The organism is uncultured Flavobacterium sp., assembly GCF_951805225.1.
In the GTDB taxonomy this organism is placed as follows: Bacteria; Bacteroidota; Bacteroidia; order Flavobacteriales; family Flavobacteriaceae; genus Flavobacterium.
The window spans coordinates 3,102,723-3,128,957 of record NZ_OX638201.1 but is presented as its reverse complement, the minus strand read 5'-3'; the positions used below and the strand labels follow the sequence as shown (position 1 = coordinate 3,128,957).

The window sequence follows — 26,235 nt, the reverse complement described above, 5'->3', positions numbered from 1 at the left end:
AGTAGAAATTAAATTATATTGGTTTAGTTTGTACTAAAATTATAAAAATGAAACTTTTGACTAAATTAGCTTCTAAGAGAAATTTAAAATATCTCTTAGAAGCAAAATTCTGTACATTTATTGTAAAGAATTAGTTTAATTTATTAATTATTTCATTAAAACTTCTTGGCAAAAATCAATTGCTATTTCGATCTTATCTTTCATCTCGGTTTCATTCAAAATATAATAATTGTTTACTTTTTTTAAGTTAAAATTTTCAACAAAAAAATCAAAATTAGAATGTTTTTCCAAATTGTAAATTTCATAGCCATCATTGCCAGAAAATATAGTAATATCTTTTGGCAAGCTCAAACAACTCAATTGATCTGTATATCTTCCATGATACTTTGTTATTTTTTTTTCTTCTGAAAAATTTTCTTTAATAGTATTTAAATATGGATTTATATGATAGGAAGCTAAAGGTTGTTTTCCCGAATTACCAACACTATTTATATTAAAACCTTTTTTATCGTTCCAAGTAAATAGATTAAAGTTTTCACCAATACGGGAAGTGATTTCTGGATATTTCACAAAATAATAAATCCAATCTTTTTCTTGTGGATTAAAATTATTTATCATTTTGTATAATTTCTCAGCAATTGTTTTTTCAGTGAATGTTATATAATCCCTTAAAAATGAATCAATGTTAGTTTTTATTTTTATTTGTTCAATTTTATCAGTTGTTGTTAATATTCTATTCCAGCCTTCTTCTGAACCAAAATACCAAATTGGACCTAAGCTTGAATAAGAATGTGTTTTTACTGAAAAATCTCCGTGTGTTAATAACGATCTTATTAAAAGTGAACTATTTGTTTCTTTAAATTCCCAAATTTCATAAAATGCGTTTACGTATTTTTCAATATCAACGGATTCAATATCGAAATTATCAGTGATTCCTTCTAAGTAAAAATGCTCACCTAGTTTGGTAATGCTTTCTTCTGTTGCACTATTTTTAAGAATGGATAATATCTTGTTTTTTTCTGCATCTAAAACATCTTTTGTAAATCCTTTTAGTGTGTTTTCTGTAAATAACTGGAATACATTTTTGTTAGGATTTAGCTTTATTAATTGTGTTAATTCAAAGATGAAATTAGAATATTCAAAAAAGTTTGGTAAACGTAAATTTGAAGTAAATTCAATTCTCCTCGATGTATTTACTTGTCGGGTTCTAGAAAGTAAATTTCTTATTATTCGAATAAAATCCTTTAAATTTTTATTTGGAATTAAAGTTTTTGTTTCAATACAAAATTCTAAAATACCATAGAAAAGTACTTTTTGTTTTACATCAAAATTTTCGTCTGTAAATGCTCTTAAAAATAAATCGGTGGTCTTATTGTCAAATAATTTGACTTTACTAACTTCATATTCATTATTACAAAATAATTCATCAAAAAATGATCTAACATCTTTCAAACTTGAAAGTAAATCAAGCGAATCGAAAAGAAAATCAACATTTTCTTTATGTCCATAAACAGTTTTTAATGATTCTAGATTTTTGTCGAAGTTTTCATCTTTATTTTTTTTGTAATGTTGCATTTCTGCTATATAATAGAAAAAAGTTAAGATATTTTGGTCTAATTCTTTTTCAGTTGTATTTCTGTAATTCCAAAATAAATCAACCCATCTGCCATCTACATTGAATGCGAAATATTGCTGATAGGTTATTTGTTGTTCTTTGTAATCACGTTTTAATTCAAAATAATCTGTCGTTTTATCATTTAAAAGTTTTGAAAATATAGCTTTAAAATTTTCAAAAGGTGTTAATGGTTTTCCTCTTGAATTCATATTAATATATAATTCATCGGTTAACTTAAACTCATCCGATTTAATGTCAATGTAATCAAAAGTAATTAGGTCTTTATGGGTTAATTTTTCCCAGACATTTTTACAACCAGATAAAGTTTTATGAATTGTGTCCAGCATATTTAGCATTGCTATTATGGTTGGATCATATTCCCAAGAAGACATAAACCAAGAGGAATCTATTATTTCGTCTTTAATAGACTCTATTAATTCAAGATTTTCAATAGGATTATTGACTAAATTTTCACAAAATCTTTTAGAAGAAATCCTTGTTTCATAAGTAAAATTTAAAAGTACTGGTTTTACCAAATTTGAGACATCGTCTCTCATTACCCCTTCTTTAGAAGCAAAATACCAATGTAATAACCAAAGTGTTGTTAACCGTTGCTGTCCATCAAGAGGAATAAAATCCTCTTTGCTTTGATTACTTTTTTCTGTATATCCATAAACAAAATCTAGATTTAGCTTTTCAACTTCCTCATTTAAAATTTCTTTAATTTTATTAATAAAACTATTTCTTAAATCTATTTCTGATTCTCTACCTTGCGCATAATCTCTTTGAATCAATGGAATTTTGACTACATTATTTTCAAGTAATTTATATAAAGTGTACTTCATTTTTTTATTTATTATTTTACAAAATAACTATAGGTTTCTTCTAGACTACTTAAATAACCTATTCGATCCTGAGGAGTCCAATAAGCATTATTTTCAGGATAATCGGTGTATGATTTTAAGAATATATTTCTTGAACAGATTGGAATATAATGACCATTAACTTCTCTCTTTTTGATTTTCTCTCTTTTTACATCAAAAACAGAATTGTTTAACTGACTATTTGTGTTTTTATCGATTAGACATAAATTATCTATTCCGTGAATATTTTTTTCATTAACCCCAGATTTTTCATTAATTAAAATATATACAGAATTTACAATTTTATTAAAATCTTCTTTATCTAAATTGTCATTATTTTGTGCAATAATCATTGTTTTGATTATACTGTCAAATTGTGCCTCATTAGTATTAGTTAATGATTTGATATGGTCTTTAAGCCATGATTTTTGGTGATGAGATTTTGTAATATATTCGGAGTTTTGCGCATGGATATGCTCTAAACTCCATTTTTCATTTTTTTTAGTTTTTTTGTAAAGATTAAAAGGAAATTTTGCTTTTTCTTTCTCTGATTTTAATGTGGTTATTACATTATGTAAAAACAAGATATTGATAATTAATGTTTTATCGTTCGTTTTTTGATCTTCGTTTTCATAACGTAAATCTTTTAGTTTAACCTCTATAATATCACCACTTGCATCTTTCTGTTTTGTAGTAATTTTTATTAAGTCTTCAATTTGATCTTCAAGATATGTTTCAAAAGATTTTTTGCTTCGCCCTTTAGATTCCTTAATCAAACTATCTATAATAGTACTGCCTTTTATTTCGATTAAATAACCAATATAATGATAGAGTTTTCTATTAGTAAACCATTGTTTATAATATTCAAAATATTCAATTACCATTTTCCAAATATCTCTAACAGCATCAATTCTAGTTATTTTTTTATTAATAATTAAATCTTGGAGGTACTCAGATAGAATTAAGAAAGTGGCGTGTTTTAAAGGTTTTGAATCAAAATATTTTTTCTCTTTCAAAATTTTATTGGCTATAGCATCAAAGATAAATTCAATATGTGTTGGTTTCGAATTTTCCTCGTTGCTTATAAAATACCAAAAATCTTCTTCTTGTAATGTGTATTCAATACTATCCCATTCTGTTGCAATTTCAAACAATTTCATTTTATTTATTGTCAATTCTGATGGGAGGTATTTATCACTTTGTAATAATAATGCTTTTATTAATTCAGCATCTGTTAAAGGAATTTTACCAACATTTAATCGAATAAAAACATCAATAGGGTTGGTTTGCGGTTCTACTTCATACCAAATAACGCGAACATTTTTATTTCCAATGTCATTATTATCAAGAAGGATAGGAATTAATTTTCCTTTTGCTCCAGCATGGTTCTTAAACCATTGATCGATGTATTTATAACTATCACATATATGCTGAAAGTCGATATTTGACTCATCAATTGTGTTGATAAAAGTTCTATTTAGTAAAAACTCTTCACATTTGCTTCTTGTTTCATAATTTAGTTTAAAAAGTTCTTGATTGTATCCATCTTCAAACCTTCTTTCTTCTAAATAAACAAGTATTAAATATAATGTTGTTAATCGTTGTTGTCCATCTAAAACATTAAACTCGTTTTCTGCTATTTTTTGAACGACAATAGGTTGTAAACAATAGAATTCTCCATTTTTTGATGTGTTCATAAAATTCCAAAGATCAGTGAGTAATTCGGTTACTTCTTGTTTTTCCCATCTATATCCACGTTGATAATGTGGGATAGTGAATTTTTTGCCAAATAAATCTATTAATGGTGTTGTTGTACTACTCATATTTTATTTTTTTTCTTAGCTCTTCAATATTTGTTTAATTTTTTTTAGCTACTTCTAAAGGCAATGAAACCTTAAAGCAAATTTTAGCATTTAAAAATTAATCACCTTACGGAAAACCATAAATCTCTTAAAAACTAATTTTAACAAGAATACCGATAAATAGAGACAAGACAATGCGTATTTATACCTGAGTTCTTTATTATTTTCAAATTTTCTTAAAAACCTTTACCTTAGTCCTGATTGGAAGATAAAATTCTTTTTGCCGCAATTCGGCAATTATCCTTTTGATAAAAAAATAAGGATAATATTACTTTAATTTACAATATGAAAAAAATAATTAGCTTTTACCTTAAAGCCTTTTTAACAATATCTTTTATATCCATACCTTTTATTTTCATTGCTTTTGAAGATCTATATGCAAAAACTTTCAGTTATAAAATATGGATCGCTACGTTTTGTCCTCAACTTATTTATATTGTATATCTCTTTTGGAAAGAAAATTTATATGATAATTTTAAAAATAGCTTTTTATCTAAAGGCTTTGGTAATCAGGCAATTTTACTTACTTGTTTACTTCCGTTTATTGTATATTCTTTTCTTGTTGGATTTAAATTAATCAAAGTCTACAATTATAGTAATTGGGATAGTGAAATTATTGTTTATTTTCTTTTAATATTTCTTTCAGCATCAGTAGAGGAAATTCTTTTCAGATTTATTCCGTACAAAGTTGTGGTTACTGATGTTTCGATAAAAGATATAATCTTAGTTTCTTTATTTTTTAGTCTGTTTCATTTATTCAATCCAAATGTTAATGTAATAGGATTGGTTAATGTTGCTATTGCAGGTGTTTTTTTCAGCTTGATTTATTTAAAAAGTGATTCAATTCTATTGACAAGCTTCATACATGCATTTTGGAATTTTTCCATTGGGTGTTTATTAGGAAGTAATGTCAGCGGGATTAAGGTAATAAGCATCTTAGGATATATTCCTGAAAAGCCGTTCTTTTTAAGTGGAGGCGATTTTGGTTTTGAAGGATCTATTATAACCAGCGTAATTTTCATAATATCTTGTTTCTTTTTATATAATCTGAAACCAAATCAATTATTCAACAAGAATATTAATGAATGAAAACACCACAAATGCATATTTATACGTTAATTCTAATTGCCCTAGCCCAGACAGAAGCGGCATCCTTTTTCTTCCGCCACGACAAATAAAAAAATATAGTGTTCCGATGTTTTGGGATGAAAATAGTGACTTAATGTTTCCTTTTAATTATTTGATGCTGTTATTTTTTCAATCTTTTAATATCTGCTTCAATTTCTTTTAAGCTTTGTTCTATCTCTATTGTTTTTCTACTTTCTTTAAATTTTTCAAATTCTTGAGTAGATTTATCCAGAGCCATTTGATGACTAATTTTTCCTGCATGCGACAATAATTCTCTTCCGTTGAGTTGCAAAATACTGTCAAGACGTTCTGCCCAATCTTTCATATACATTGGGGTTTGTTGTTGTGCCATAGTCTCCGCAAATGCTAAATATTGTTCAACCAATAATCCCAGAAGTTTTATTTCATCTTCATTTAGATAATTTTTAGCAATACTAACATCTGTTTTCAGAACTGCATTTGCTTCTTTTTTATCAAAAGATTGCATTCCTAACAATGGTAAAGTGGCATCAACTCTGCGATAAATTAATTCAGCTGCTGTGTTTTGAGAAATTGCCCAAAGGAATTTGTTTTGTACGATTTTGAAAAATGAAACTGTTTTTTCATCTTTTGCATCATAATCAATACTTGTGGTGTAAATGTCTTTTATTTTTTGGTAGAAAAATTTTTCAGATATTCGAATCTCACGAATGCGTTGTTGCAATTCGTTAAAGTAATTCATGGTATTGCCTGACTTAAAACGATCATCATTTAATGTAAAGCCTTTTACAATATATTCTTTTAATCGCTGGGTTGCCCAAATACGGAATTGCGTTCCCTGAAGTGATTTTACTCTATAACCTACCGAAATTATGACATCAAGATTGTAAAAATTAGTTTGATAGTTTTTACCATCAGATGCAGTTGTTCGGAATTTCCGAACAACTGAGTTTTCATTCAATTCTTCTTCTTCAAAAATGTTTTTTATATGCTCGCTGACCGTAGCTTTAGATTTTGCAAAAAGATTGCAAAGTTGTGCCTGTGTTAACCAAACTGTTTCTTCTTCAAGAAGTACATCGATTTTAATATTGCCTTCCTGATTTTGATATATAAGTATTTCTCCCGTGTTCATATTATACTATTCTTTCATAAAATTCGTTCTTATACTCTCAGACTGTTGATTTGCAAGTACAAAAAATATTCTGATTGCTAAAGTATTGAATAAATCGTTAAGACTAGTAGGTAAAGTTATAAAAAGTAAGAATAGTTTTATTTTTTAAGATAGATATTCTTTTCAGCGAAAAAGGGTTCTTATGAAATCCATTGCCCTAGCCCAGACAGAAGCGGCATCCTTTTACTGCTTTCTTTAAGCAGAAAAAGATATAGTGGATGGCTGGAAATAGCTCCAAAAACCTCAACTCAAAACCTTCCAAAACCCCAATAAAAACTGTATCCTGTATACCAAAACGTATAATAATTACACACTCAAAAATCACTCGAAATACTTAAACTGCTAGAAACCAGTAAAAAATAATAATGGCACAACGCTTGCAAAATGGGATAATGTAAAATCCTTTCCGATAAATGAGAATAACGAAATCGGAGGGAAAGCAAATTAAATAAAAGCCCATAGAAAGCAATCAAAAGTAGTGTCATATGAAAAGTGAAACCTTAACATCAGAACAATTTTATACTTCAAATCCAGATCTTAGTAACGAACAAGCCTTAAAAAGTTCCATTTTTCGAATTAGTAATGACAATGTAGCAGCAAAAAAAGTAAGCGAGCGCACTAAAAGTAAGTTCGGATTATTTGTGTTGATAAGCACATTTGCCTTATTGTTTGTTGGAGCATATTCCGTATATCATTTACAATCCGACTTTGATCAGTTTCAAATCGACCGAATGAATTCTTCTTGGGGATTTCCGTTTTTAGTCGTTGCAGGAATATTGTTTGTTTTTCAAACGGGAGTATTTCTGTATAATTTATACTTGTATTTTAACTATAAACCAATCGAATCAGTTTCGGACGAAATGTTGCCAACTTGTACCGTAATCGTTCCTGCGTATAACGAAGGAAAACTGGTTTGGGATACTTTATTGAGTTTGGCCGACAGTGATTTTCCGGCACATAAACTAGAAATTTTAGCAGTTGACGACGGAAGTAAAGACGATACCTGGTACTGGATGCAACAAGCCAAAATAAAATTAGGCGATCGTTTGACGATTTTTCAACAACCTGAAAATAAAGGAAAACGTCACGCTCTTCATCGTGGATTCGAACTAGGAATGGGAGAAATTTTTGTAACGGTTGATAGTGATTCAATCGTGAAAAAAGATACGCTAAGAAATTTAGTAAGTCCGTTTGTGGTAGACGAAAAATGTGGTGCAGTTGCAGGAAATGTTCATGTTTTGAACAGTAAAAAAGCAATCTTACCGAAAATGCTTAACGTAAGTTTCGTAATGAGTTTTGAATTCATGCGTTCTGCGGAAAGTAAATTAGGTTCTGTACTTTGTACTCCTGGAGCAGCGGCAGCATATAGAAAAACTTCGGTTTTTGCTTGTCTTGACGAATGGATCAACCAAACTTTTATGGGACAACCGTCTGACATTGGCGAAGACCGAGCGATGACAAATATGATTTTGAAACAAGGTCAACATGTGGTATTTCAAAGAAATGCTTATGTATTGACAAACGTTCCTGAAGAATACACCGGATTATACAAAATGTTCATTAGATGGAGTAGAAGTAATGTTCGTGAGAATATTGCAATGGCTAAATATGTTTTTACAGATTTTAGAAAAGAATCTAAATTTGGAGCTCGTCTTTTATGGTTTAACCAAGCTTTAAAAATCGTTATGGCATATCCGTTTATGATTTTTATGTTTGTGTTTATCGCCATGCATCCCTTATTATTTTTAAGCTCAACATTATTAGGAATCTTAATTGTATCTAGTTTTCCGGTATTGTTTTATGCTAAAAGATACAATCTTGCAGATTCGCTTTGGGCATATTCTTATAGCGTTTTCTACACCTTCAGCTTATTCTGGATAACACCTTATGCCATCGTTACCGCCAATAAAAGAGGCTGGTTGACTCGTGGTTTAGTCTAAAAATAATTGTAATTAAAAAAATAGAATTGATTTGTTTTTTTGCAACTCCTGTTCCTTTTGGGCAGGAGTTTTTTTATGCACTAAAAAGTTTTGTTTGAACTCTATTCTAAACCCGTCAGGTTTCAAAAACCTGTCGGGTTTATTGGTATGAAAAAAAACAATAAATAAAAGAATGTTCATTCATTTATTATTTTATCTTTGTCAAAAATAATCAGTATGAGAGTAAGAGATGTCGACAAAGAAAAATTGGTAATCGAAATGGCAATTGACCAAATTGTGCGTGACGGATTTCAAGGTTTCAGTATGAACAAGCTCGCGAAGGCGTGTTCTATTTCTGTTGGCACACTTTACATTTATTACAAAGACAAGGATGATTTGATTCAGAAAATAGGTGCCATTATCGCGCTGAAATTTTTTACCAGTACAGTAAAAGATTTTGCACCCGAAATGTCATTTGAGGAAGGTTTATGGAGACAGTGGGAAAACCGCGCCACCTTTACCATGAAATATCCGAAAGAAGTTGCATTTTTTGAGATCATAAAACATTCACCTCATTCAGAAACTATTCTGGATTCTATTAAAGAGTTTGCAGATTTTAGAAAGATTATGAGTGAGTTTATTGACAATGGACTTCGTAAAAAAGAAATTGTCCCAATGACATTTGAGGCTTTTTGGTCAGTGGCTTACGGACCTTTATACACATTGTTGAATATGCATACTGAGGGTAAGAGTATGGGAGGGAGACCATTCAAACTTACCAAAGAGATTATGAAAGAAGCTTTTAAGAGTACAATTAAAGGACTAAAACCATGAAAAATTATGGAAACGAATTTGAATACAATACACATTTTCAAAACAAATATTAAACAAATCAATCCAGATTGCGATATGCACAGAACGCTGGATAATCATTCGGATATAGAACAATGGAGCATCGACCATGAAGATGTTGATTGCGTGCTTCGCGTCGTATCGAATGTATTAAAACCTGAAGCCATTATTGGTATGATCAATGAATTTGGTCACGAATGTCAGGAATTATCTTAATCAAAAAAAATAACCAATTTATATGGAAAAAATTTCTGGGGACAGCCCCGCTTTTACTTCACACCAAAAAATCATTATAGCAATATTAGCACTTTTGCAATTTACAGTTATACTTGATTTTATGGTCATTTCTCCGCTTGGAGATATCTTAATGAAAACCCTGAATATGACGACCGCAAACTTTGGTTTTGCCGTTTCTGCATATGCTTTTAGCGCCGGAATTTCGGGATTAATGGCAGCGGGTTTTGCTGATAAATTTGACAGAAAAAAACTTTTAATCTTCTTCTATACCGGATTCATCATTGGTACCGTTTTCTGCGCCCTTTCGACAAGTTATACAACGTTGCTTGCGGCAAGAATCGTTACCGGACTTTTTGGTGGTGTAATAGGTTCTGTGTCTTTGGCTATCGTAACAGATTTATTCGTTATTCATCAAAGAGGACGCGTTATGGGATTCATACAAATGGCTTTTGCTACAAGTCAGATTTTAGGAATTCCGGTTGGTTTATATTTTGCTAACAATTGGGGATGGCATTCAGCATTTATTATGATTGCCGTTTTGGGAGCTTTAATTCTTATTGCAATTATCACGCAAATGGAGCCAATCACGAAGCATTTAGAAGTGCAATCAGACAAAAGTCCGTTTTTGCATCTTTGGCATACTTTGAGCAATAAACGTTATCAGGTTGGTTTTGCATCGATTGCTTTTCTTTCTGTTGGAGGTTTTATGTTACAGCCTTTCGGGAGCGCATTTTTAGTGAATAATATTCATATTAGCCAACTCGAATTACCAATGGTATTTTTCTTTACGGGACTTTCGGTACTGTTTATAATGCCTTTGGTTGGAAAATTAAGTGATAAAGTAAGCAAGTTCAAATTGTTTGCAGCAGGTTCAATACTTTCGATCATTATGATTTTGATTTATACGAACTTAACTCCAATTCCACTATGGGAAATCGTAGTAATCAATATGATCTTATTTATGGGAATCATGAGTCGTATGATTCCTGCAACAACGCTTAATACGGCAATTCCGGGATTGGAAGATCGTGGCGCTTATATGTCAATATCTTCGTCTTTACAGCAAATTGCGGGCGGAATCGCAGCTGTTTGTGCCGGATTTATTGTACATCAGGAAACTAAAACTTCTCCTCTGGAAAACTATGATATTCTAGGATATGTAATTGCGGTAATTACACTTCTGACTGTATTTTTGATTTGGAGAGTAAATCAGTTAGTAAAAACTAAAGATCACGATATTAAAGAATAACATTCTTCATTATCAATTCGAATATCTAAAACCCTGTAAAATTTCTATTTTACAGGGTTTTTTTATGGATTCAAAAGACTTGTTTTCATCATTTTAGTTATTCTAAAAAGCCTTATTGTGTTGTTATGTAGTCTTTTAAGGTGTTTTTAATTTTTAATGTCGATGTAAATTTGCAGACTGAAATTAAAATCTAAACAATAGTTGATATTCTGTTTTATAAGCATCAAAATTGTTCAGGATTTTTAAACTGCATTTTATGAAAACATTGAATCTGATCTTATTTTTTACAATAAGTTTTTTTGGAGGAATAAAAGAATACAACACAAACAATTTACTTACAGATACTGAATTAGAAAGATTTAATAGTCAGTTAATCGATGTAAAAACAATGATTCATTCTAAAAGTAATTACAATTCTAAAATTGCTTTTTTTGTTGATATGAAAATTAAGTCCGGCAAAAACAGGTTTTTTGTTTACGATTTAGAAAATGATAAAATCCTGGATCAGGGACTTGTTGCTAACGGTTCTGGTTCTGAAACTAATGTTAGGGGTGATTTGAAATTTAGCAACGAACCCAATTCAAAAAGTACTTCGCTAGGCAAATATATTATCGGAAAATCATACAAAGGGATGTTTGGCAAATCGTATAAATTGTTCGGTTTGGAAGAAACAAATAGTAATGCAATTATGAGGGCAATCGTTTTGCATCCTTACTCAGCGGTTCCGGAAGAAGAACAGGATTATTATATTTCGAATAGTAAAGGATGTCCAATGGTAAGTGAAAAATTCTTTAAAAGACTCGAGAAAATAATTGATGGTTCTAAAACGAGTATAATTTTGAATGTTTATTATTAGGGAATAATGTAAAAGCTTGTCGGTTATCGACAAGCTTTTTTTGTAATTGCTTTTTAATGGCACGCGGATTTTACAGATTAAACTGATTTACGCGGGGTTTTGTTGAAACTTTCGTTGGATGGTAAAACTGTATGATGGATTAAAATCCATCCCTACAATATGTCTCGTTCCTCCGGAACTCTTTGTGAAATTTCGGAAGAATGGTTTATATTGTAGCAACGGATTTTAATCCGTTGAAATGGCGATTTAAACGACAATCGTTGTGTGCAAATACAATTAATTTCAAGAATTCCAGATTCCGGTTTGGGCTGTTTCTTTCGCGTAAGCGGTAAAATCTTTTGCTTTCCTGCCTAAAACTTTTTCGATGTCAGACGTTATGCTTGAATTTCGTCCGTCTAATACTTGTTCGAAAAGGTAATTTATTAACCAAATATGATCTTCGGGAACTTGATATTCTTTTAGCATTTGTGTGTATTCTTCTAAAGCTAAAGGCTGAAAAGTAATGTTTCGACCGCTAACCTCAGCAATTTCATTAATAACTTCTTTAAAAGTTAATAATCTCGGACCGGTTAATTCATAAGTCTGACCGTTGTGTTTATCGTCTAAAAGTGCTGCTGTAACAACCTCAGCAATATCATCGGCATCTATAAATGGTTCTAATGCTTCTGCTCTTGGCAATGCTACGATTCCGGCTAAAATTGGATCTAAGAAAAAGCTTTCGCTAAAGTTTTGGTTAAACCAACTTGCCTGAACAATCGTCCAGTTTTTGGCATTTTGTTTTACAATTTCTTCGCAAATCTGCGCTTCTTTTTCACCTCTTCCAGAAAGTAGAACAATTTTCTGAACACCTGATTTTGTGGCAAGACGAGTAAAATTCTCAATTGAATCTTCGGCTGAAGGAATTGCCAAATCTGGCTGAAAAGTAATATAAACCGAATCAATATCTTGTAGAACGGCTTCCCAGGTTTCTGGTTTTTCCCAATCAAAAGGGATTTTCTCATTTCGCGAACCTAAACGAATTTCGATATTAGGAACTTGCTCTAATTTTTCGACTACTCTGCGTCCAGTTTTCCCGTTGCAACCCAAGACTAAAATTTTCTGTTTGTTCATGTCAATAGTTTTTTAATTGATTATTGACACAAAGTTGCCTCCATTATAAACAAATCATTTGTCTGAAAGGAATTATGATTTGTTTGAAAGGAATTGTTGTCGAACTTCATTTGGACGCATCCCAAATTTTTTATGAAAAGCATTCGAAAATGAACTTAAACTTTCGTAACCAACTTCCCAAGCTGATTCTTGTACGGTTCTTTCGCTTTCGCGGAGTAATTCATAAGCTTTATGAAGTCGTTCTTCCTGAACATATTTAAAAACCGGAATACCAAATAGTTCTTTGAAGTTCTTTTTGAGTTTGTTACTATTCAAACCTACCATTTGAGATAATTGCGTAATCGAAGGCGGTTTCGAATAACTATTAGTGACAATTTCTTTGGCTTTATAAAGCTTGTTTTTGTCCGTTTCCGAGAAATCAATTTTGGTTCCTGTGGTTAAAAGCGCATAAAAATGTGCCAATAATTCATTGATTTGACTTTTCAAAAATAATAATCTCGTATTGCCTGTATAAGTGGTATTGAAAATTTTTTGAACTGCCAATTGCATATCCAGCGTCATATAAAATGAAGGACCTTTTACAAAATGCTCTTTCGGATTTAGTAATTCAGGAAGATGTTTTTCAAAAATTTCTTTTTCGGCCTGAGGCAAAGAATGCAGTTTTTTTGATTTCGTAAAAATACTGATTGATTGCAGCGGTTTATCGGGTTCTATCTTGTGTGAAAATTCTACTTTTTGATTTCCAAAAAAACAAATTGCCAAACCTGTTGTGTTCGTCAAATACTTGGTTTGATTGTTATGTTTTATTTCCAATTCGACATTTCCAGATCCGTAAAAAGCAAAACCAACGGCATCGCCATCAATTGCACACTTCTGAACAAAAGTTTTAGAAGTATTCGATTGTTCGATTAAAACAATAAAGTCATTTAATTCTATGATATCTGTTGTCATTGGTTTTTAGATATTTGACTACAAAAAGCATGAAAAGTTACTATTTATTTTTAATTCGGCATTTACAATTGTCGAGGTTTATAAAGAAACGTTGGTACAATACAAAAACTTGTGGAGCAATAAAAATTAAGGGTGAATTTAACCGCAAAGTTCGCAAGTTTTTTTTGCATATCGGATTTTATAAAAACACAAAGTTCGCAAAGCTAGATCAACACAAAGCTTTACGAACTTTGTGTTTTCTATTTGCGTAAAGTAAAATTAAAACTTTTCGAACTTTGCGTTTAAAATCGAATTAAAACAAAAAGGGAATAGTCCTGAAACTATTCCCTTTTGAGTATTGATACTTATAAAATTAGGTCAATTAATGTTCAGTAATTGCAGATTGATTAAGTTTTATAATTCGTATTTTTTTGTTTGTATTATCAGATAAGAAAAGACGATCGTTAAGTTGCGCTGTGCTAACAATTGTTCCAAAAGGATTTTGTCCCATAATATCAGAAGTATTCACTCTTGCATTGTATTTTTTGTCTAAAAATTCAGCTTTTGGATAAAGACGTAAATAGTTTAGACTTCCAAGATTTTCTGATGTAATTGCCCAATCTTTACTAAAATTAATCGCAATAGGTTTTGCATCAAAAGTAGTGTTTGATGGTTTTGTTGGTTCTGTAAGCGAGTTCGCAGCATTTGCTTTAATAGATGCAATTGTATAATACAAATAGCTTTTGGCATCTCTTCCGGCTACGACTAAATTTCCTGCTTCAACATCCATAGAATAAACCTGATCGTAACCGCTTAAAGTTGTTAATTTGGCAATAGGTTTTAAATTCCACTCGCTGGTTTCGGTAATTTGTGTCGTTTCGAAAACTTTAATCGAAGTTTCTTTTTCTTTCACAAATACCAATCCGTCTTTTACTACAACTCCAAAAACGTGTACAAAAGTTTGCCACCATTGACCATTTCCAACCGTGTTAATTCCGGCAGTTGTAAGTTCGTCCATTACAAAAAGTCTTGAATCAACGCTTCCAACATAAATACGACCTTTATCAATACTAACCGAAGAAAGTTTGGTAAACGGAATTGTAGTTGTTCCTTTTGTATATGCCGTAAGTGTTTTAAGATGCGCTAAAGTCAGTGCATCAAAAATTTCAAGAACATCGCCATTACAAACGTACAATTTGTCGTTTGCGATTGTTATTCCTTTTGGATCTAATGTTCCTTTTCCGTCTCCAATTTGGGCAGCGGAAATAGAAGCTTCTTCAGTTGGGTAATAATAGCTTGTTGTTGGCGAAGAAGTATCTCCTTGGTTGTCATCTTTGCTGCAATTGGTAAAAAGGCAAAGTAATGCTATAAAAAAAGGTATTTTGTTCATGATAGTTTTAGTGGTTATTTCCATTTTCCTTCTCCTTTGTATTTAACTAAAAATGTATTTTTAGGACTAATAGTAAATACTGGTTTTTTGTAAGTCCCAGTTAAATAAGTCGTCTTTGTGTACGTTTTTAATACATCCGGATCAATAAAAGGAAGATCATTTAAGTAAATCAGGTATTTGTAAAACTCGGTTAACATTTCCTGCTGACCGCCACCTTGACCACTATTAGCCAAATTACTGCTATGGCTATAACCACTATGATGAGAATATTCGTGTGACCAAACCGACATTTCGCCTTTCCAGTGTCCGGTTACATAACCAGATTCCCATTGCGATGCCAGAGGACCACCGCCCCAGGCCGAACCTCCTCCAACCATTGCCATATTCAGCGTTCGGTTATCGATGTAAGTAACATATGCTTTTTCGATTTGTTCTTTTGACAGATAATCATAAACTCCGTCTGCATCTTCAGCGTTTCCATGCCAGTTTAATGCACCATTAACAGTTTCAGTTCCGGCTGCTGTAGCTTGTTCTCTTTTGTATCGGTCAAAATTCATAAATGTATCGTAATACAAAGGATGACTGATTGCATACGAATAATTGATAATCATTGCAATGGCTTCTTTGGCCAAAACAGGATTCATTGGTAAAAATTTATTAGGATCATCAGCAGGATTATTAAGGTGGTACTGCGTACTGAATTGAACCAATCGATTCGACTTTATTTTTTTGAATTTTTCGAATAAAGGATCACTTGATTCTACAGAAAATTGAATTGCACCAGACGAGAATCCGTCGATTTTGTCAATTGTAACCGTTTTTCCGTTTTCTAATTTGTAATCGTGAGTACCTTCTACTAAAGGAATTTGATGAGCAGAACGGTGAAAAGCCGGAACTTTTGTAAACTCATAAATTAAAAATCGTTTGTCGTAGTTGGCTAATTTTGCATAGACTCTTACATCTGTAAGTCCAACTGGAGAATAAAGAGAAATTTGTACAGAATCTTTGCCTTTTTGAATGACTTGCATTGGCTCATTTACGCGAAACCAACGGTCTTTATTGTCATACATTTTAGAAGAACTTTCTGCGTCTTCAAACATGGTCATAGGTTTATTACCTGCGGGTAAAGTAGTGGCATCAATACTCGCCAGATAATTGGCTTGGTAATTTTCGCCTTTTGAATCATCATCGCTGCAACTAGTAAGCAAACTTGCGAATAATGCCAATGGCAAAAAATAAGAAATGGTTTTTCTCATGAGGTTTAGGTTAAATTTGGGGTTTTAATTCTAATGCGCAAAACTATCAATATCATTATTAAAAACAATGATATTGACAGAAAATTGCTATTTTATTTTGTTATAAAAGTAGTTTTTTTTGGATTTTTGATTCATTGAAAATGTTCTTTTGTCCTTGATTTGTTACCAAAACCAATCTAAGAATTAATCAGAATTCAGGCTTTTAAATTTGATCGAAATTGTTTCAAATTTGATTAATAATTAAAACGTTTAAAAGTTTTAATTTCTATGTATTCGGCTGGTTATTAAATATGTAATCATGATTCTAGGAGGTTTGATTATTACTTCTATTCTGCTAATAAACCCTTGATGTCTAAAGTTGATTAGTTATTTTTAGAATAATTATTGAAAACGTAAAAGCAACCATTAGAAGATTTTGTTTTCTAATGGTTGCTTTGTTGATAAATCTAAAACTTACTAAATAATTGTCCAGTTTTTGGCTAAAAATAAAGTTTCAGTTGTTGTATCTGTAATAGAATTTGCACCATACAATACATATAGTTGCCCATTATCAGGAAGGGACGATATCCAGTCTGTTTCGTTGTTTAAACTTTCCAGTGTCAAATAATGTGACAGTAAAAAAATAGTCTTAAGTGTTTTTGGTAATGAATGATTTACAGGATTGAAAACGGGCATGTATTCATTAGTGCTTATATTTAAATAAAGTAAACCTTCAGGCAAAGCGTTTATGGGGTCAAAAGAAGTTATTCCCAAGTTTGATATAGCAAGAGTTTCTAAACTTGTTGGCCATGGCAAATCAATTGTTGTTATTTGTATATTTTGACCGATTAACAGCGAATTTATGGTATTTGGTAAAAGATGATTTTTAGGATTGAAAATTGAAAGGTTATTAGATTGTAGTGCCAAAGATGTTAATCCTGAAGGTAGTGCATGAACAGGGTCAAACGAAGATATTTGGTTATTATCCATGTGCAAATAATTCAAATTACTTGGTAATGCATTTGTAGGGTTAAATGAAGTTAACCGATTGTTACCTAGTCCTAAAAATGTAATTGAATTAGGTAAGGTGAAATTAATAGGGTCAAAAACAGTTAGTTTGTTATAATCTAGTATTAGCCATAATAAACCATTTGGTAAAGCAAAATTTACAGGATCAAAAACAGCCAAATTGTTATAATCCAGAAATAGATATTGTAAATTAGGTGGCAAAGGGTAGTTAACAGGATCAAAAACATTTAAATTGTTTTGTCTAAGTAGTAACGTTTGCAAAGTACTTGGCAGCGGATGATTTATGGGATCAAAAGCAGCTAATTGATTTTGATATAAATCTAAATTTATTAATTCTTGTGGTAGAGGATTAGAAGGATCAAAAGAAACTATTTTATTTGTTGATAAATTTAAGCTGGTTAGTTTAGGAGGCAATATGTAATCAAAATTCGTAAATAGGTTTTCACTTAGATTTAATGAAGTTAAGTTAGCCAAGGCTAATATTGAGGCAGGTATATTGGATAACTGGTTTTTTGCCAAATTTAATTCTGAAATAGTATCAAGGTTGTTAATCTCTAAATTAATTAGCTGCATCTCTTTCAGGTCAATTAGTGGAGATGTGTAATCTATATTTAAAAGTATTGAATTTCCTGAAACTCGTACTGATGTTAAAACTATGGTATACCAATTCATCGACTGTCTGTTTGCAAAAAAAGTATTCCAGTTTTCTACACTATTTTTGTCTGCAATTCCTAAAAAAGACATTCTAGAATCAATATCATCAAAAAATAATCTTAATGAAGGAGAAGTTTTTTTTACTACAGCAATGTAACTTGCCTGGTCATTACTACTAATTGGTATTGTATAATAATCTCCTATAGAAAGTCCATTTGCAATTGCTTCATCATTGTTTTTGTATTCGCCTTTGAGCTTAAAGGAAAAAGGATCTGATGAAACGATTTTAATTTCTTTATCTTCTCCATAAACTAAGATTTTGTCGGTAATCTTACCATTATCAACAGTATCTAAAACTACTGCTTTACTTATTGTATATTTTTGTTCGTTCATATTTAAATTTATTGATTGGATGAAATTTTGTTTTTTCTTTATAAAAAAAGCTTAGCCAGAAAACCAGAAAATTTTTGAATTTATTACTATTAACTAAAATCTAAGGATTAATAAGTAATTGTCCAGCCTTTAGATAATAAGAGAGATTCAGTTATTGTTCCGCTTACTGAATCTTTATTTTCGGTACAATTTATTGTGCCGTTATTGCCTAGTCCTGAAATCCATGATGTTTCGTTATTCCAACCAAAAGAAGTTATAATGTTTCTTTCTATTCTAATTGTAGTTAAATTAGATGGTAAAGGGATTGAAGGATTAAAAGTCGCTATTCCGTTATTAAGAACAGATAAGAAAGTTAAACTCGGCGGTAAGGCTATTGATGGATTGAAAACAGTAATGGCGTTATTTCCCAAGCTTAACATTTCTAATGTATCAGGTAAAGCAACCGTAGGATTAAAAGTCGCTAAATTGTTATTGCTTAAAAATAAACCTTTTAAAGAGTTTGGCAGTAAATTGTTTGCAGGATCAAAGATAGTTAAGGAATTAAGGGTTAAATTTAATTGCTCCAATGATGCTGGCAAGGCAGCTGAAGGATCAAATTTTTGGATTCCATTAATGGATAAATTCAGTATTTTTAGATCATTTGGTAAAGCTATTTTAGGATTAAAATTAGTTATTTGATTGCTATTTAAAACTAACTCTTGTAATCCGGAAGGTAAAGGAAAAGCAGGATCAAAATTAGTAATCTTATTGACGTTTAATTTTAATAAAAGCAATGAATCCGGCAAAGGAATTGATGGATTAAAGTCAGTAATGTCGTTTTGTTCTAAATTTAGATATTTTAAATTTGAAGGCAATGGAAGCGAAGGATTGAAATTTGCTATTTTATTCAAATCTAGGTTTAAAGCAATTAATTGGGAGGGTAACGAAATTGATGGGTTGAAATTGACAATTTTATTACCAGAAAGTGTTAGATAATTAAGCGTGTTTGGTAAAGCGATTGAAGGATCAAAGTCTACAATGTTATTGTGGTCCAAATCGAAAAATCTCAAACCTTCAGGCAATGGAATCGAAGGATTAAAGTTGCTTATTTTATTATTACCCAAATTTAATTGATATAAAGGAGGCATTGCCACAGTGGGATTAAACTCTGTAATTTGATTAAGAAATAAGATTAAGGAAGTTATTTTTGGTAAGGTATAAATAGTTTCATTTATAGAAGTTAGATTGTTTGCGTATAATTGCAAAGTATTTATTTCATTTAGGTCATTAAATTCTATATCTGTTAATTGCATAGACGGAAGATTTAACGTCCTGATATATTTGTTATTTAAAGCAAGAAAGATGCTGTTTCCTTCAATATTTAAATAAGATACATTTACGAGATCTCCTCCCGTTGCCATTTGTTTATTTACAAAAAACTGGTTCCATTCTTCAACATTATTTTTGTTTGAAATGCCTAAAAAATTCATTGAAGCATCAATGTCATCAAATGTTAATTTTATTGATGGAGGAACATCAACAACAACAGCCAAAACAGAAGCCTCAGAATCACTTGTTATTGGTATAGTGTAGTAATCACCTAAAATTAAACCAGCATTTTTTGCTTCGCGGTTATTTTTATACTCACCTTTTGTTTTAAAAGAAAAAGAATCAGATGAAACGCTTTTAATTTCGTTATCTTCTCCGTAAACTAGAATTTGGTCACTAATGAGACCATTATTTACAGTATCTAGAATTACTGCTTTGTTAATTGTATATTTTTCTTGGGACATTTTTTAATTTATTAATGAGTAGTAATGTGTGTTTTTTATATTGTTGCATTTCAATTGAAATTGTCGATTCTATATTATTTCCTAAAAACTACCAAGCCATTTCTAACCTCATCAGATTCAAGAAAAGAACTGTTTTCGAGATCAAATTGAATGGTGAAATCTGTTTTGTAGTCTAGTATTTCAAATTGTGATCCGTCTCCGGCAATGACTATGTCGAGGGATTTTTTTAAGTTTTCTATTTCCTCGTCACAAATCAATTCATTGCCGGATAAGAACAGATCATAAGTTTTTATTTTTGTTTGTATTATGGAGCTAAAGGTTACTTTGTAAATTTCTGCGTCAAAGAATGCTGCAGTTGCTTTCTTGTTCACAACAGAAAAAGATTCGCTGAGATCTATTGTGTTTTTTATTCTTCTAATCTTAAATATTCGTTCTAAATGGTAAGGCGCATTTTTGGTTTCTACTTTCAATTGGGTTGGTTAGTTTAAAGGCTGGAATTTAGATTCGGGAGAAAAAGAAAGTAGCTTTTTTATTTATTTTTTATACTTGCGATAATTGTTACAGGTACTATTTTGTGATAAGTATAGGTTTATTTTTCGATATGGTATTTAGGATCGATTGTGATCAAAAGTCGCTTGAATAATTGTATCAAACGTTCTCTTATTGATTTAAGAATCAAGGTCATTGCGTCGAAATTTTCGACTTCTTTCTTCGTTTTTATGGCAATTATATTGCTAATTATGGAAATTCCGTCGCTAACAATAAGCAAGTCCATTACTATGGTTACAAACCATTTAAAGTTGTAATTAAGTCCTTTACTCATCAATGCCAAAGCTGTTGGTATTAGCAAAACGGCAAGTTTTGATACAAATCCCAAGGCTAATTTTTTAAAGCTAAAAGCATTATTTAATACGATGGTTTTGATTATACCCAGAAAAGTATCCATTACCATTAAGTAAAATAGAACTTTGACAATTTCTACATCCATTTCCAGGTACATAAAGACTCCATAAAGCAGTAATTTTAGTTCATTTGAATATTCTGAGATTTTATGCATCATAGGTTTTTTTGAGTTTTTTAATCTTCTATTATAGAATTTTTGGCATGATCAAAATCAATTACTCCCAGCAAATTGGTAAATCTTTTTCCGAAATCGGTTAGTGTTTTGTCTCTTTCATTTTCGCCTAAATTGTCGCTTATGGTTTCCCGGATAACTCCAAATTGATTTGTAGAAGAAGCGATAATAAAATTGTCATTTAATAATGCGCCGCCTACAATATTTCCGGTAATGTCAATAGATAAACTAAGTTTTCTTAGATAGCTTAAAAAGCCTTTCCATTTTGTAATGGAATATACAAAGCAAATAGGGTAGATGCCTAAAGAACAAATCAATGCAAACAAAAAAAGGGTCCATTCTGTATAATGTTTTTTCGAAATAAAAAGAGTTGGTAGAAGTAAAATAGTTAACGGTATCATTGCCAAGATTGTAATTGAAAGCCATAGCAATGCTAAAGCTGTAAAAATAAATTTCACAATTTTCATGTATAGTCTTTTTATGATTAATGATTTTTGAATAAATAATCTTTTGGGGCATAAAACCCCAAAAGATTATTACAGATTGTAATTTATGGTTCTATTGGTTGTTTATTGTTGTGAGCAACAATTCCGGAAATAACATAATTATCTACATCTTCAACATCCAGAAGTATTACTTCTAAAGGTTCTTCTATAAAGACGATTGATTCGATAGCTTTTGTTTTTCCTGTTTTGTCAATTAATAACATGTTTTGAGACACATTTTTTACACAAACCCATTTCACATCTTCACCGTCCTCAGTAACCAATAACGGATGTTGTCCAGTGGCTTTAATAGTCGTTTCGGCTGTTTTAATTTCGAAATAATTAGGTTGTAAACTTGCTTTTTTGCCTACTACAGTTACTTCTGCTTTAGCAGCTTCATTTAGTTTTCCGTTCCAAACCATGTAATCTCCATTCGATTCATCGATTTCATTCGGGAAAGAAAGCCCTTGAAGTTTGTCGCCAATTTCAATATTCTTCAATTTTTTGGATTGTCCCGATGCCATTGTTACCAATGATTCTATATCGAAACATCCGCCTCCGCCACCGCTTCCGGTTGAAGGATCTGTAGTTGCATGAGCTTCACCATTAAAGCCGGATGCATTTAGTTCAGCATCTAAAGCTTGTACTTTATAATAATAGGTTGTATTTGGTGATAAACCCGAATCAAATCGAGAAGTATTAGAATCCATCTGAAAAGCAATGTAAGTTCCGCCAGCCGTTTTTCGATATAATTCATACTGGACAAAACCACTATCATCTGTCGAAGGATCCCACTCTACAAGTATTTGACCTTGACCTTCTGAGTTAGCTTGTATATTTTGTGGTACTGTTGGAGGGATTATTGATGTTGTTGTTACATCACCATTATCACTACGTTCTGATAGGTTTCCTGCGGCATCTCTTGCAATTACATAGAAATTATATTGTGTTCCGGCAGTTAAAGAAGTTGCATAATAAGTAAAAACATTACTCGCTGTTTCTGCTAAATAATTACCGTTTTTGTAAATCAGATATTTTGTTACTCCAAATTCGTCGCTTGCAGCTGTCCAGTTTACGCGTAAAGTCGAATTGCCAACGTTTGAAAACGATACGGTTGGTTTTGTTGGTGCAGTTATATCAGGGGAAAGTCCTTTGTATACGATAAATTGAACTACTCTGTAAGGGTTTAGAATTGGGAAAGATTTACCTTCTCCTACTATTGATGTATCAGCTGATTCGTAACCACCAAAAGGAGGCGTTCTGTCTTGAAAATCATAACCTCTTACTGGTACAGCTTTTTCATAACTGTGACTATGAGGAGGAAGCTCTTCAATACTTAATTTTTTACCCATTCGACCTCCGGCATTTCCCGTTGTTTCAAAAGGATATATTATAGAACCATAATAATCTCTATAGTAGCTAATACCATTACCTCCATCTCCGTCTTGTGCATCACTTTTTTCTTCAGGAGTTAGAAGGTTTTGTCCTACAGGCATTCTTCCTTTCAATGGGATATATTCTTCCCAACCTCGAGGGATAGGATCGGTTTTTCCCCAAATAGCCACCATACCAATAGGTATTGCCGAAGCAGGTTGTTCCTCTAACTTAGCAATTCGTTTAAGTAATGAATCTAGCAGGTTATTGCTTTTAAAGACTTGGTTTACATTATCTGTTAATAATAACGAATGTGGTGAGGTCTTAGCAAGGATAAAATCTTCAGTACTTGTATTGGTATTGTCTAAATATATTTTTCCACCAACATGAGTGTTTGTCCAGTTTGACAAATAATTTAGAGTAAGATTTGTCGTTCCGGGAGTACTGGTGTCAACCAAAGCGTTTGCTAAATAACCATTTATTTGAGTAACATCACCTTCTATTTCATCAATGTTTGTTTCGATAGCAGTAATATCGCCTTTAATTGTAGTAATATCACCTTTGATTACATTAATATTATCCTCAATTGCTTCAATTTTGGACTTTGTTTCCGCCACAAATTCATTGATAGTTTTGATATCTGTAACAGGCACCAAATTGCTTACATCATAATATTTAATAGTTTGTACGTCACCACTTTCAGAAACCCCAACCTTATCAGCATCTTTTGTCGGACTATATTCAGCTTCATAATCATAATAAGCAGTTTGAGACGCGCTAGTTCCGTAGATTAAATTTACATCAGTTCTGATGGTTTTTAAATAAGGTTTTTGAGTTCCAATAGCAATAGGATACAAAATTCCTACCTGATTTCCTGGGTTTACGGGATCTTCCTGACGGATAATTGCCCAGCCTTTTTGCTGACTTGTTGCATGAGCCAGAATATAATCTTTAGTAAGATCTATGCTAAAATGTCTTTTTAAAGCTTCGTACAACTCAGACCTGTAAGCTGTTTGAAGTCTTTCTAAAGTTTCTTGCTCGAGAGGAAATCCTCCTTCATGATTAAAATTTACTTGTTTCATTTTTATGGATTTAAATGTCTGTTGTTTTTATATTATTTTCTAAAACTTCCGGTGTGTAAACATAACTTTCATAACTTTTACCAGCTAGTTTATAGAAGTTAAGCAGGTTATGGAATTCAATGTTTGCAATTCTAATCGCTGATGTAGATTGAGATTCGCCATTATTTGGTTGAATAATGAATGTTCCGTTTTGAATTAAACTTTCAGGAATAAATACCCTGAAATTGGCATAGGCTACGGATGTGTAATCTTTAAGATGCGCGAGATAAATGGGTTTGTTTTTTTTGTATTTATATTCCGGATGTGTGTATATTTTAAGTTGCGGAATCAATAAATCGCCTTTTACTCTTGTGGTACCATCTTCTAAAAAATAATCCGGTTCATAATACTCTTTGTGCAGATATACATATTGCAAAGTAGGCTTGACAGATTCGTCGATATAAATTAACTCGTCTGATCGTTTTTGATCTATGCTTGCATTTGGATCGTAAGTTTTGGTTGGATTAAAAGTTTCATTCAGAATTTTTTCCAGATAAATTACCTGACCCGTATGTTGCATTTTATAAAGAGTTTCTTCATAAATAGAACGAATTGGCGAGAGTAAAACATTAAGCCAGGAAGCATGTTTTTTTTTCCTAAGAATAGGAGGGATGAGCCATAATAATAGCTTTTCCCATTTTAAAATGGTGTATTTATTCATTGTTTATGTATTAGACTATTGTTTATCTCTGTAAAATGTATACGGAATATAGTTTACCTCAACCTCAAGAGTTTCCATATCAAAGTAACCTGCTCTTGGAATGAAATATTCTAAGTTAGTCACATCCAGAGGTGAAGTATTTGGCGCATCATTTGGGTTTGTTGCAGCAGCGGTTTGAACTTTTGCTAAAATCGGAATCTTAACTCCTTGCGCTTTCTGAATGGCATCAACTAAATATGTTTTTACAAATGCACCATTAAATTCAATGTTTTTCAAATGATCATTTAGAGAGTCTAATACTGGAAATGCTTCACTTTCAGAGATCAAAGAACCATTTCTTGTATCTAATGGATCTTCTGGCAGAGCAGCTTCGTAATCGTCTAATTTTTTTTGTTCATCTTGGGTTAATGATCTGCTTAAACTTTTTAATTGATAATATTCAATATCTTTTGGATTGATATAAATAGTCAAAGGATCGACATAAACATTCAGACTTAATTTTAGAATATCGCCCTGATCAGAACTTATATAAACTTGATTTCCTGCATCTTTGATTTTTGCAATGTATTCTTTGAAAGCAAAAAGCTGATTTGGAACATCGATTCTCGAAATTTGTTCGTCTTTTACAGTGGCAACTTTTATAAAAACAACCCCAACTTTGTTATGAAAATAATCTGATAGGATTTCTTGTGGTTTAGAATCTGGATTAAGCACCGTTTCTAAGTCAATCTCGCTTACAGCACAATGTTTGATAATTTTAGAAGCTTCAATTTCATCAGGTTCAAGTCCTTCAGTGTCAAATTGGTATAAGCCATCTTTCCAAATCAAAGACATTCCGTTGCTGGAATCCGGATCCAAAGTCATTCCGTAATGAAAATTCAAAGCCTGTTCTCTATACCAATTCAAGGTGTGAGGTCTTGAAATCAAGGCATTTTTTTCTACTATTTTTTCGTGAACCCAAATAGCGGTCGCTACTATATTGATCCAAAGTTTCCAAATGGCTGTTTTTGAGTCATTATTTAACTTTTTCAAAGAAGGTTGTTTCTCCTTTTCGTCCAGAATTTCCTTCTGTATTTCAGCAATTGTACGTGCCATATTTTCGTTTTTTAATATAGATTAGCCTGTAAGACATGTGTAATATGCTTATAGATAATTGTTTGATGTTTTTTTGTAAATACTACTGAGATGTAGTTTTCTTTTTAGAGAATTCTAAAAGAGCAGATTTTAAAAGTAAAATTTCAGTCTTTTGAATGTTTTAAAACTGATATTTTGAGA

21 protein-coding genes are annotated in these 26,235 nt (G+C 31.4%); 6 read left to right on the top strand and 15 right to left on the bottom strand.

Features of this window, described 5'->3' with window-relative positions:
- Positions 1 to 147 precede the first annotated feature (147 nt).
- Both WN975_RS12515 and WN975_RS12510 read right to left on the bottom strand, forming a co-directional pair.
- Positions 148 to 2,460, bottom strand: a complete 2,313-nt coding sequence (locus tag WN975_RS12515) for a DUF262 domain-containing protein (RefSeq protein WP_337966830.1) — start codon at positions 2,458 to 2,460, stop codon at positions 148 to 150.
- A gap of 11 nt (positions 2,461 to 2,471) precedes the next feature.
- Entirely contained in the window at positions 2,472 to 4,301 is a 1,830-nt protein-coding gene (locus WN975_RS12510) for a DUF262 domain-containing protein (protein WP_337966829.1), read from the bottom strand.
- 324 nt (positions 4,302 to 4,625) lie between these two features.
- On the opposite strand from WN975_RS12510, the gene WN975_RS12505 reads away from it, so the two are divergent.
- Positions 4,626 to 5,429 (top strand): type II CAAX endopeptidase family protein, encoded by an 804-nt coding sequence (locus tag WN975_RS12505; RefSeq protein ID WP_337966828.1) that lies wholly within the window; start codon positions 4,626 to 4,628, stop codon positions 5,427 to 5,429.
- A gap of 160 nt (positions 5,430 to 5,589) precedes the next feature.
- Here the strand turns inward: WN975_RS12505 and WN975_RS12500 are convergent, their stop codons facing one another.
- Positions 5,590 to 6,579, bottom strand: coding sequence for a virulence RhuM family protein (locus tag WN975_RS12500; RefSeq protein ID WP_337966827.1), 990 nt, complete (start codon positions 6,577 to 6,579; stop codon positions 5,590 to 5,592).
- Between the two features lie 524 nt (positions 6,580 to 7,103).
- Between WN975_RS12500 and WN975_RS12495 the strand changes: the two genes are divergently transcribed.
- The 5 genes from WN975_RS12495 (at position 7,104) to WN975_RS12475 (ending at position 11,731) form a co-directional block, all read left to right on the top strand.
- Positions 7,104 to 8,558 carry a glycosyltransferase gene (locus WN975_RS12495; RefSeq protein WP_337966826.1) on the top strand — a complete coding sequence of 485 codons (1,455 nt, stop codon included), beginning with the start codon at positions 7,104 to 7,106 and terminating at the stop codon, positions 8,556 to 8,558.
- A gap of 216 nt (positions 8,559 to 8,774) precedes the next feature.
- The gene (locus WN975_RS12490; protein ID WP_337966825.1) at positions 8,775 to 9,371 is read left to right on the top strand and encodes a TetR/AcrR family transcriptional regulator; all 597 of its coding nucleotides are present in this window, start codon (positions 8,775 to 8,777) and stop codon (positions 9,369 to 9,371) included.
- A 6-nt stretch (positions 9,372 to 9,377) separates the two neighbouring features.
- A complete protein-coding gene (locus tag WN975_RS12485) occupies positions 9,378 to 9,605 on the top strand; it encodes a hypothetical protein (RefSeq protein WP_337966824.1) in 228 nt (75 codons plus the stop codon).
- A gap of 22 nt (positions 9,606 to 9,627) precedes the next feature.
- The gene (locus WN975_RS12480; protein WP_337966823.1) at positions 9,628 to 10,875 is read left to right on the top strand and encodes an MFS transporter; all 1,248 of its coding nucleotides are present in this window, start codon (positions 9,628 to 9,630) and stop codon (positions 10,873 to 10,875) included.
- 256 nt (positions 10,876 to 11,131) lie between these two features.
- A complete protein-coding gene (locus tag WN975_RS12475; protein WP_337966822.1) occupies positions 11,132 to 11,731 on the top strand; it encodes a murein L,D-transpeptidase catalytic domain family protein in 600 nt (199 codons plus the stop codon).
- Between the two features lie 282 nt (positions 11,732 to 12,013).
- Here the strand turns inward: WN975_RS12475 and WN975_RS12470 are convergent, their stop codons facing one another.
- The 12 genes from WN975_RS12470 to WN975_RS12415 form a co-directional block, all read right to left on the bottom strand.
- Positions 12,014 to 12,841 (bottom strand): NmrA family transcriptional regulator, encoded by an 828-nt coding sequence (locus tag WN975_RS12470; protein ID WP_337966821.1) that lies wholly within the window; start codon positions 12,839 to 12,841, stop codon positions 12,014 to 12,016.
- A 72-nt stretch (positions 12,842 to 12,913) separates the two neighbouring features.
- Complete coding sequence (locus WN975_RS12465; protein ID WP_337966820.1) at positions 12,914 to 13,792, bottom strand: AraC family transcriptional regulator; 879 nt, start codon at positions 13,790 to 13,792, stop codon at positions 12,914 to 12,916.
- Between the two features lie 361 nt (positions 13,793 to 14,153).
- Positions 14,154 to 15,161, bottom strand: coding sequence for a hypothetical protein (locus WN975_RS12460; RefSeq protein WP_337966819.1), 1,008 nt, complete (start codon positions 15,159 to 15,161; stop codon positions 14,154 to 14,156).
- Between the two features lie 14 nt (positions 15,162 to 15,175).
- A complete protein-coding gene (locus tag WN975_RS12455; protein WP_337966818.1) occupies positions 15,176 to 16,417 on the bottom strand; it encodes a hypothetical protein in 1,242 nt (413 codons plus the stop codon).
- Positions 16,418 to 16,873: 456 nt separating this feature from the next.
- Complete coding sequence (locus tag WN975_RS12450; RefSeq protein WP_337966817.1) at positions 16,874 to 18,472, bottom strand: hypothetical protein; 1,599 nt, start codon at positions 18,470 to 18,472, stop codon at positions 16,874 to 16,876.
- Between the two features lie 107 nt (positions 18,473 to 18,579).
- Positions 18,580 to 20,244, bottom strand: a complete 1,665-nt coding sequence (locus tag WN975_RS12445; RefSeq protein WP_337966816.1) for a hypothetical protein — start codon at positions 20,242 to 20,244, stop codon at positions 18,580 to 18,582.
- Between the two features lie 74 nt (positions 20,245 to 20,318).
- Positions 20,319 to 20,714 carry a hypothetical protein gene (locus WN975_RS12440; protein WP_337966815.1) on the bottom strand — a complete coding sequence of 132 codons (396 nt, stop codon included), beginning with the start codon at positions 20,712 to 20,714 and terminating at the stop codon, positions 20,319 to 20,321.
- 119 nt (positions 20,715 to 20,833) lie between these two features.
- Positions 20,834 to 21,304 (bottom strand): phage holin family protein, encoded by a 471-nt coding sequence (locus WN975_RS12435; protein WP_099708945.1) that lies wholly within the window; start codon positions 21,302 to 21,304, stop codon positions 20,834 to 20,836.
- Positions 21,305 to 21,321: 17 nt separating this feature from the next.
- Positions 21,322 to 21,786: a hypothetical protein gene (locus WN975_RS12430; RefSeq protein ID WP_337966814.1), complete on the bottom strand. Its 465-nt coding sequence runs from the start codon at positions 21,784 to 21,786 to the stop codon at positions 21,322 to 21,324.
- 83 nt (positions 21,787 to 21,869) lie between these two features.
- Positions 21,870 to 24,260, bottom strand: a complete 2,391-nt coding sequence (locus WN975_RS12425) for a fibronectin type III domain-containing protein (protein WP_337966813.1) — start codon at positions 24,258 to 24,260, stop codon at positions 21,870 to 21,872.
- A 10-nt stretch (positions 24,261 to 24,270) separates the two neighbouring features.
- Positions 24,271 to 24,960, bottom strand: coding sequence for a hypothetical protein (locus WN975_RS12420; protein WP_337966812.1), 690 nt, complete (start codon positions 24,958 to 24,960; stop codon positions 24,271 to 24,273).
- A gap of 15 nt (positions 24,961 to 24,975) precedes the next feature.
- Positions 24,976 to 26,055, bottom strand: a complete 1,080-nt coding sequence (locus WN975_RS12415) for a hypothetical protein (RefSeq protein ID WP_337966811.1) — start codon at positions 26,053 to 26,055, stop codon at positions 24,976 to 24,978.
- Positions 26,056 to 26,235: the final 180 nt, after the last annotated feature.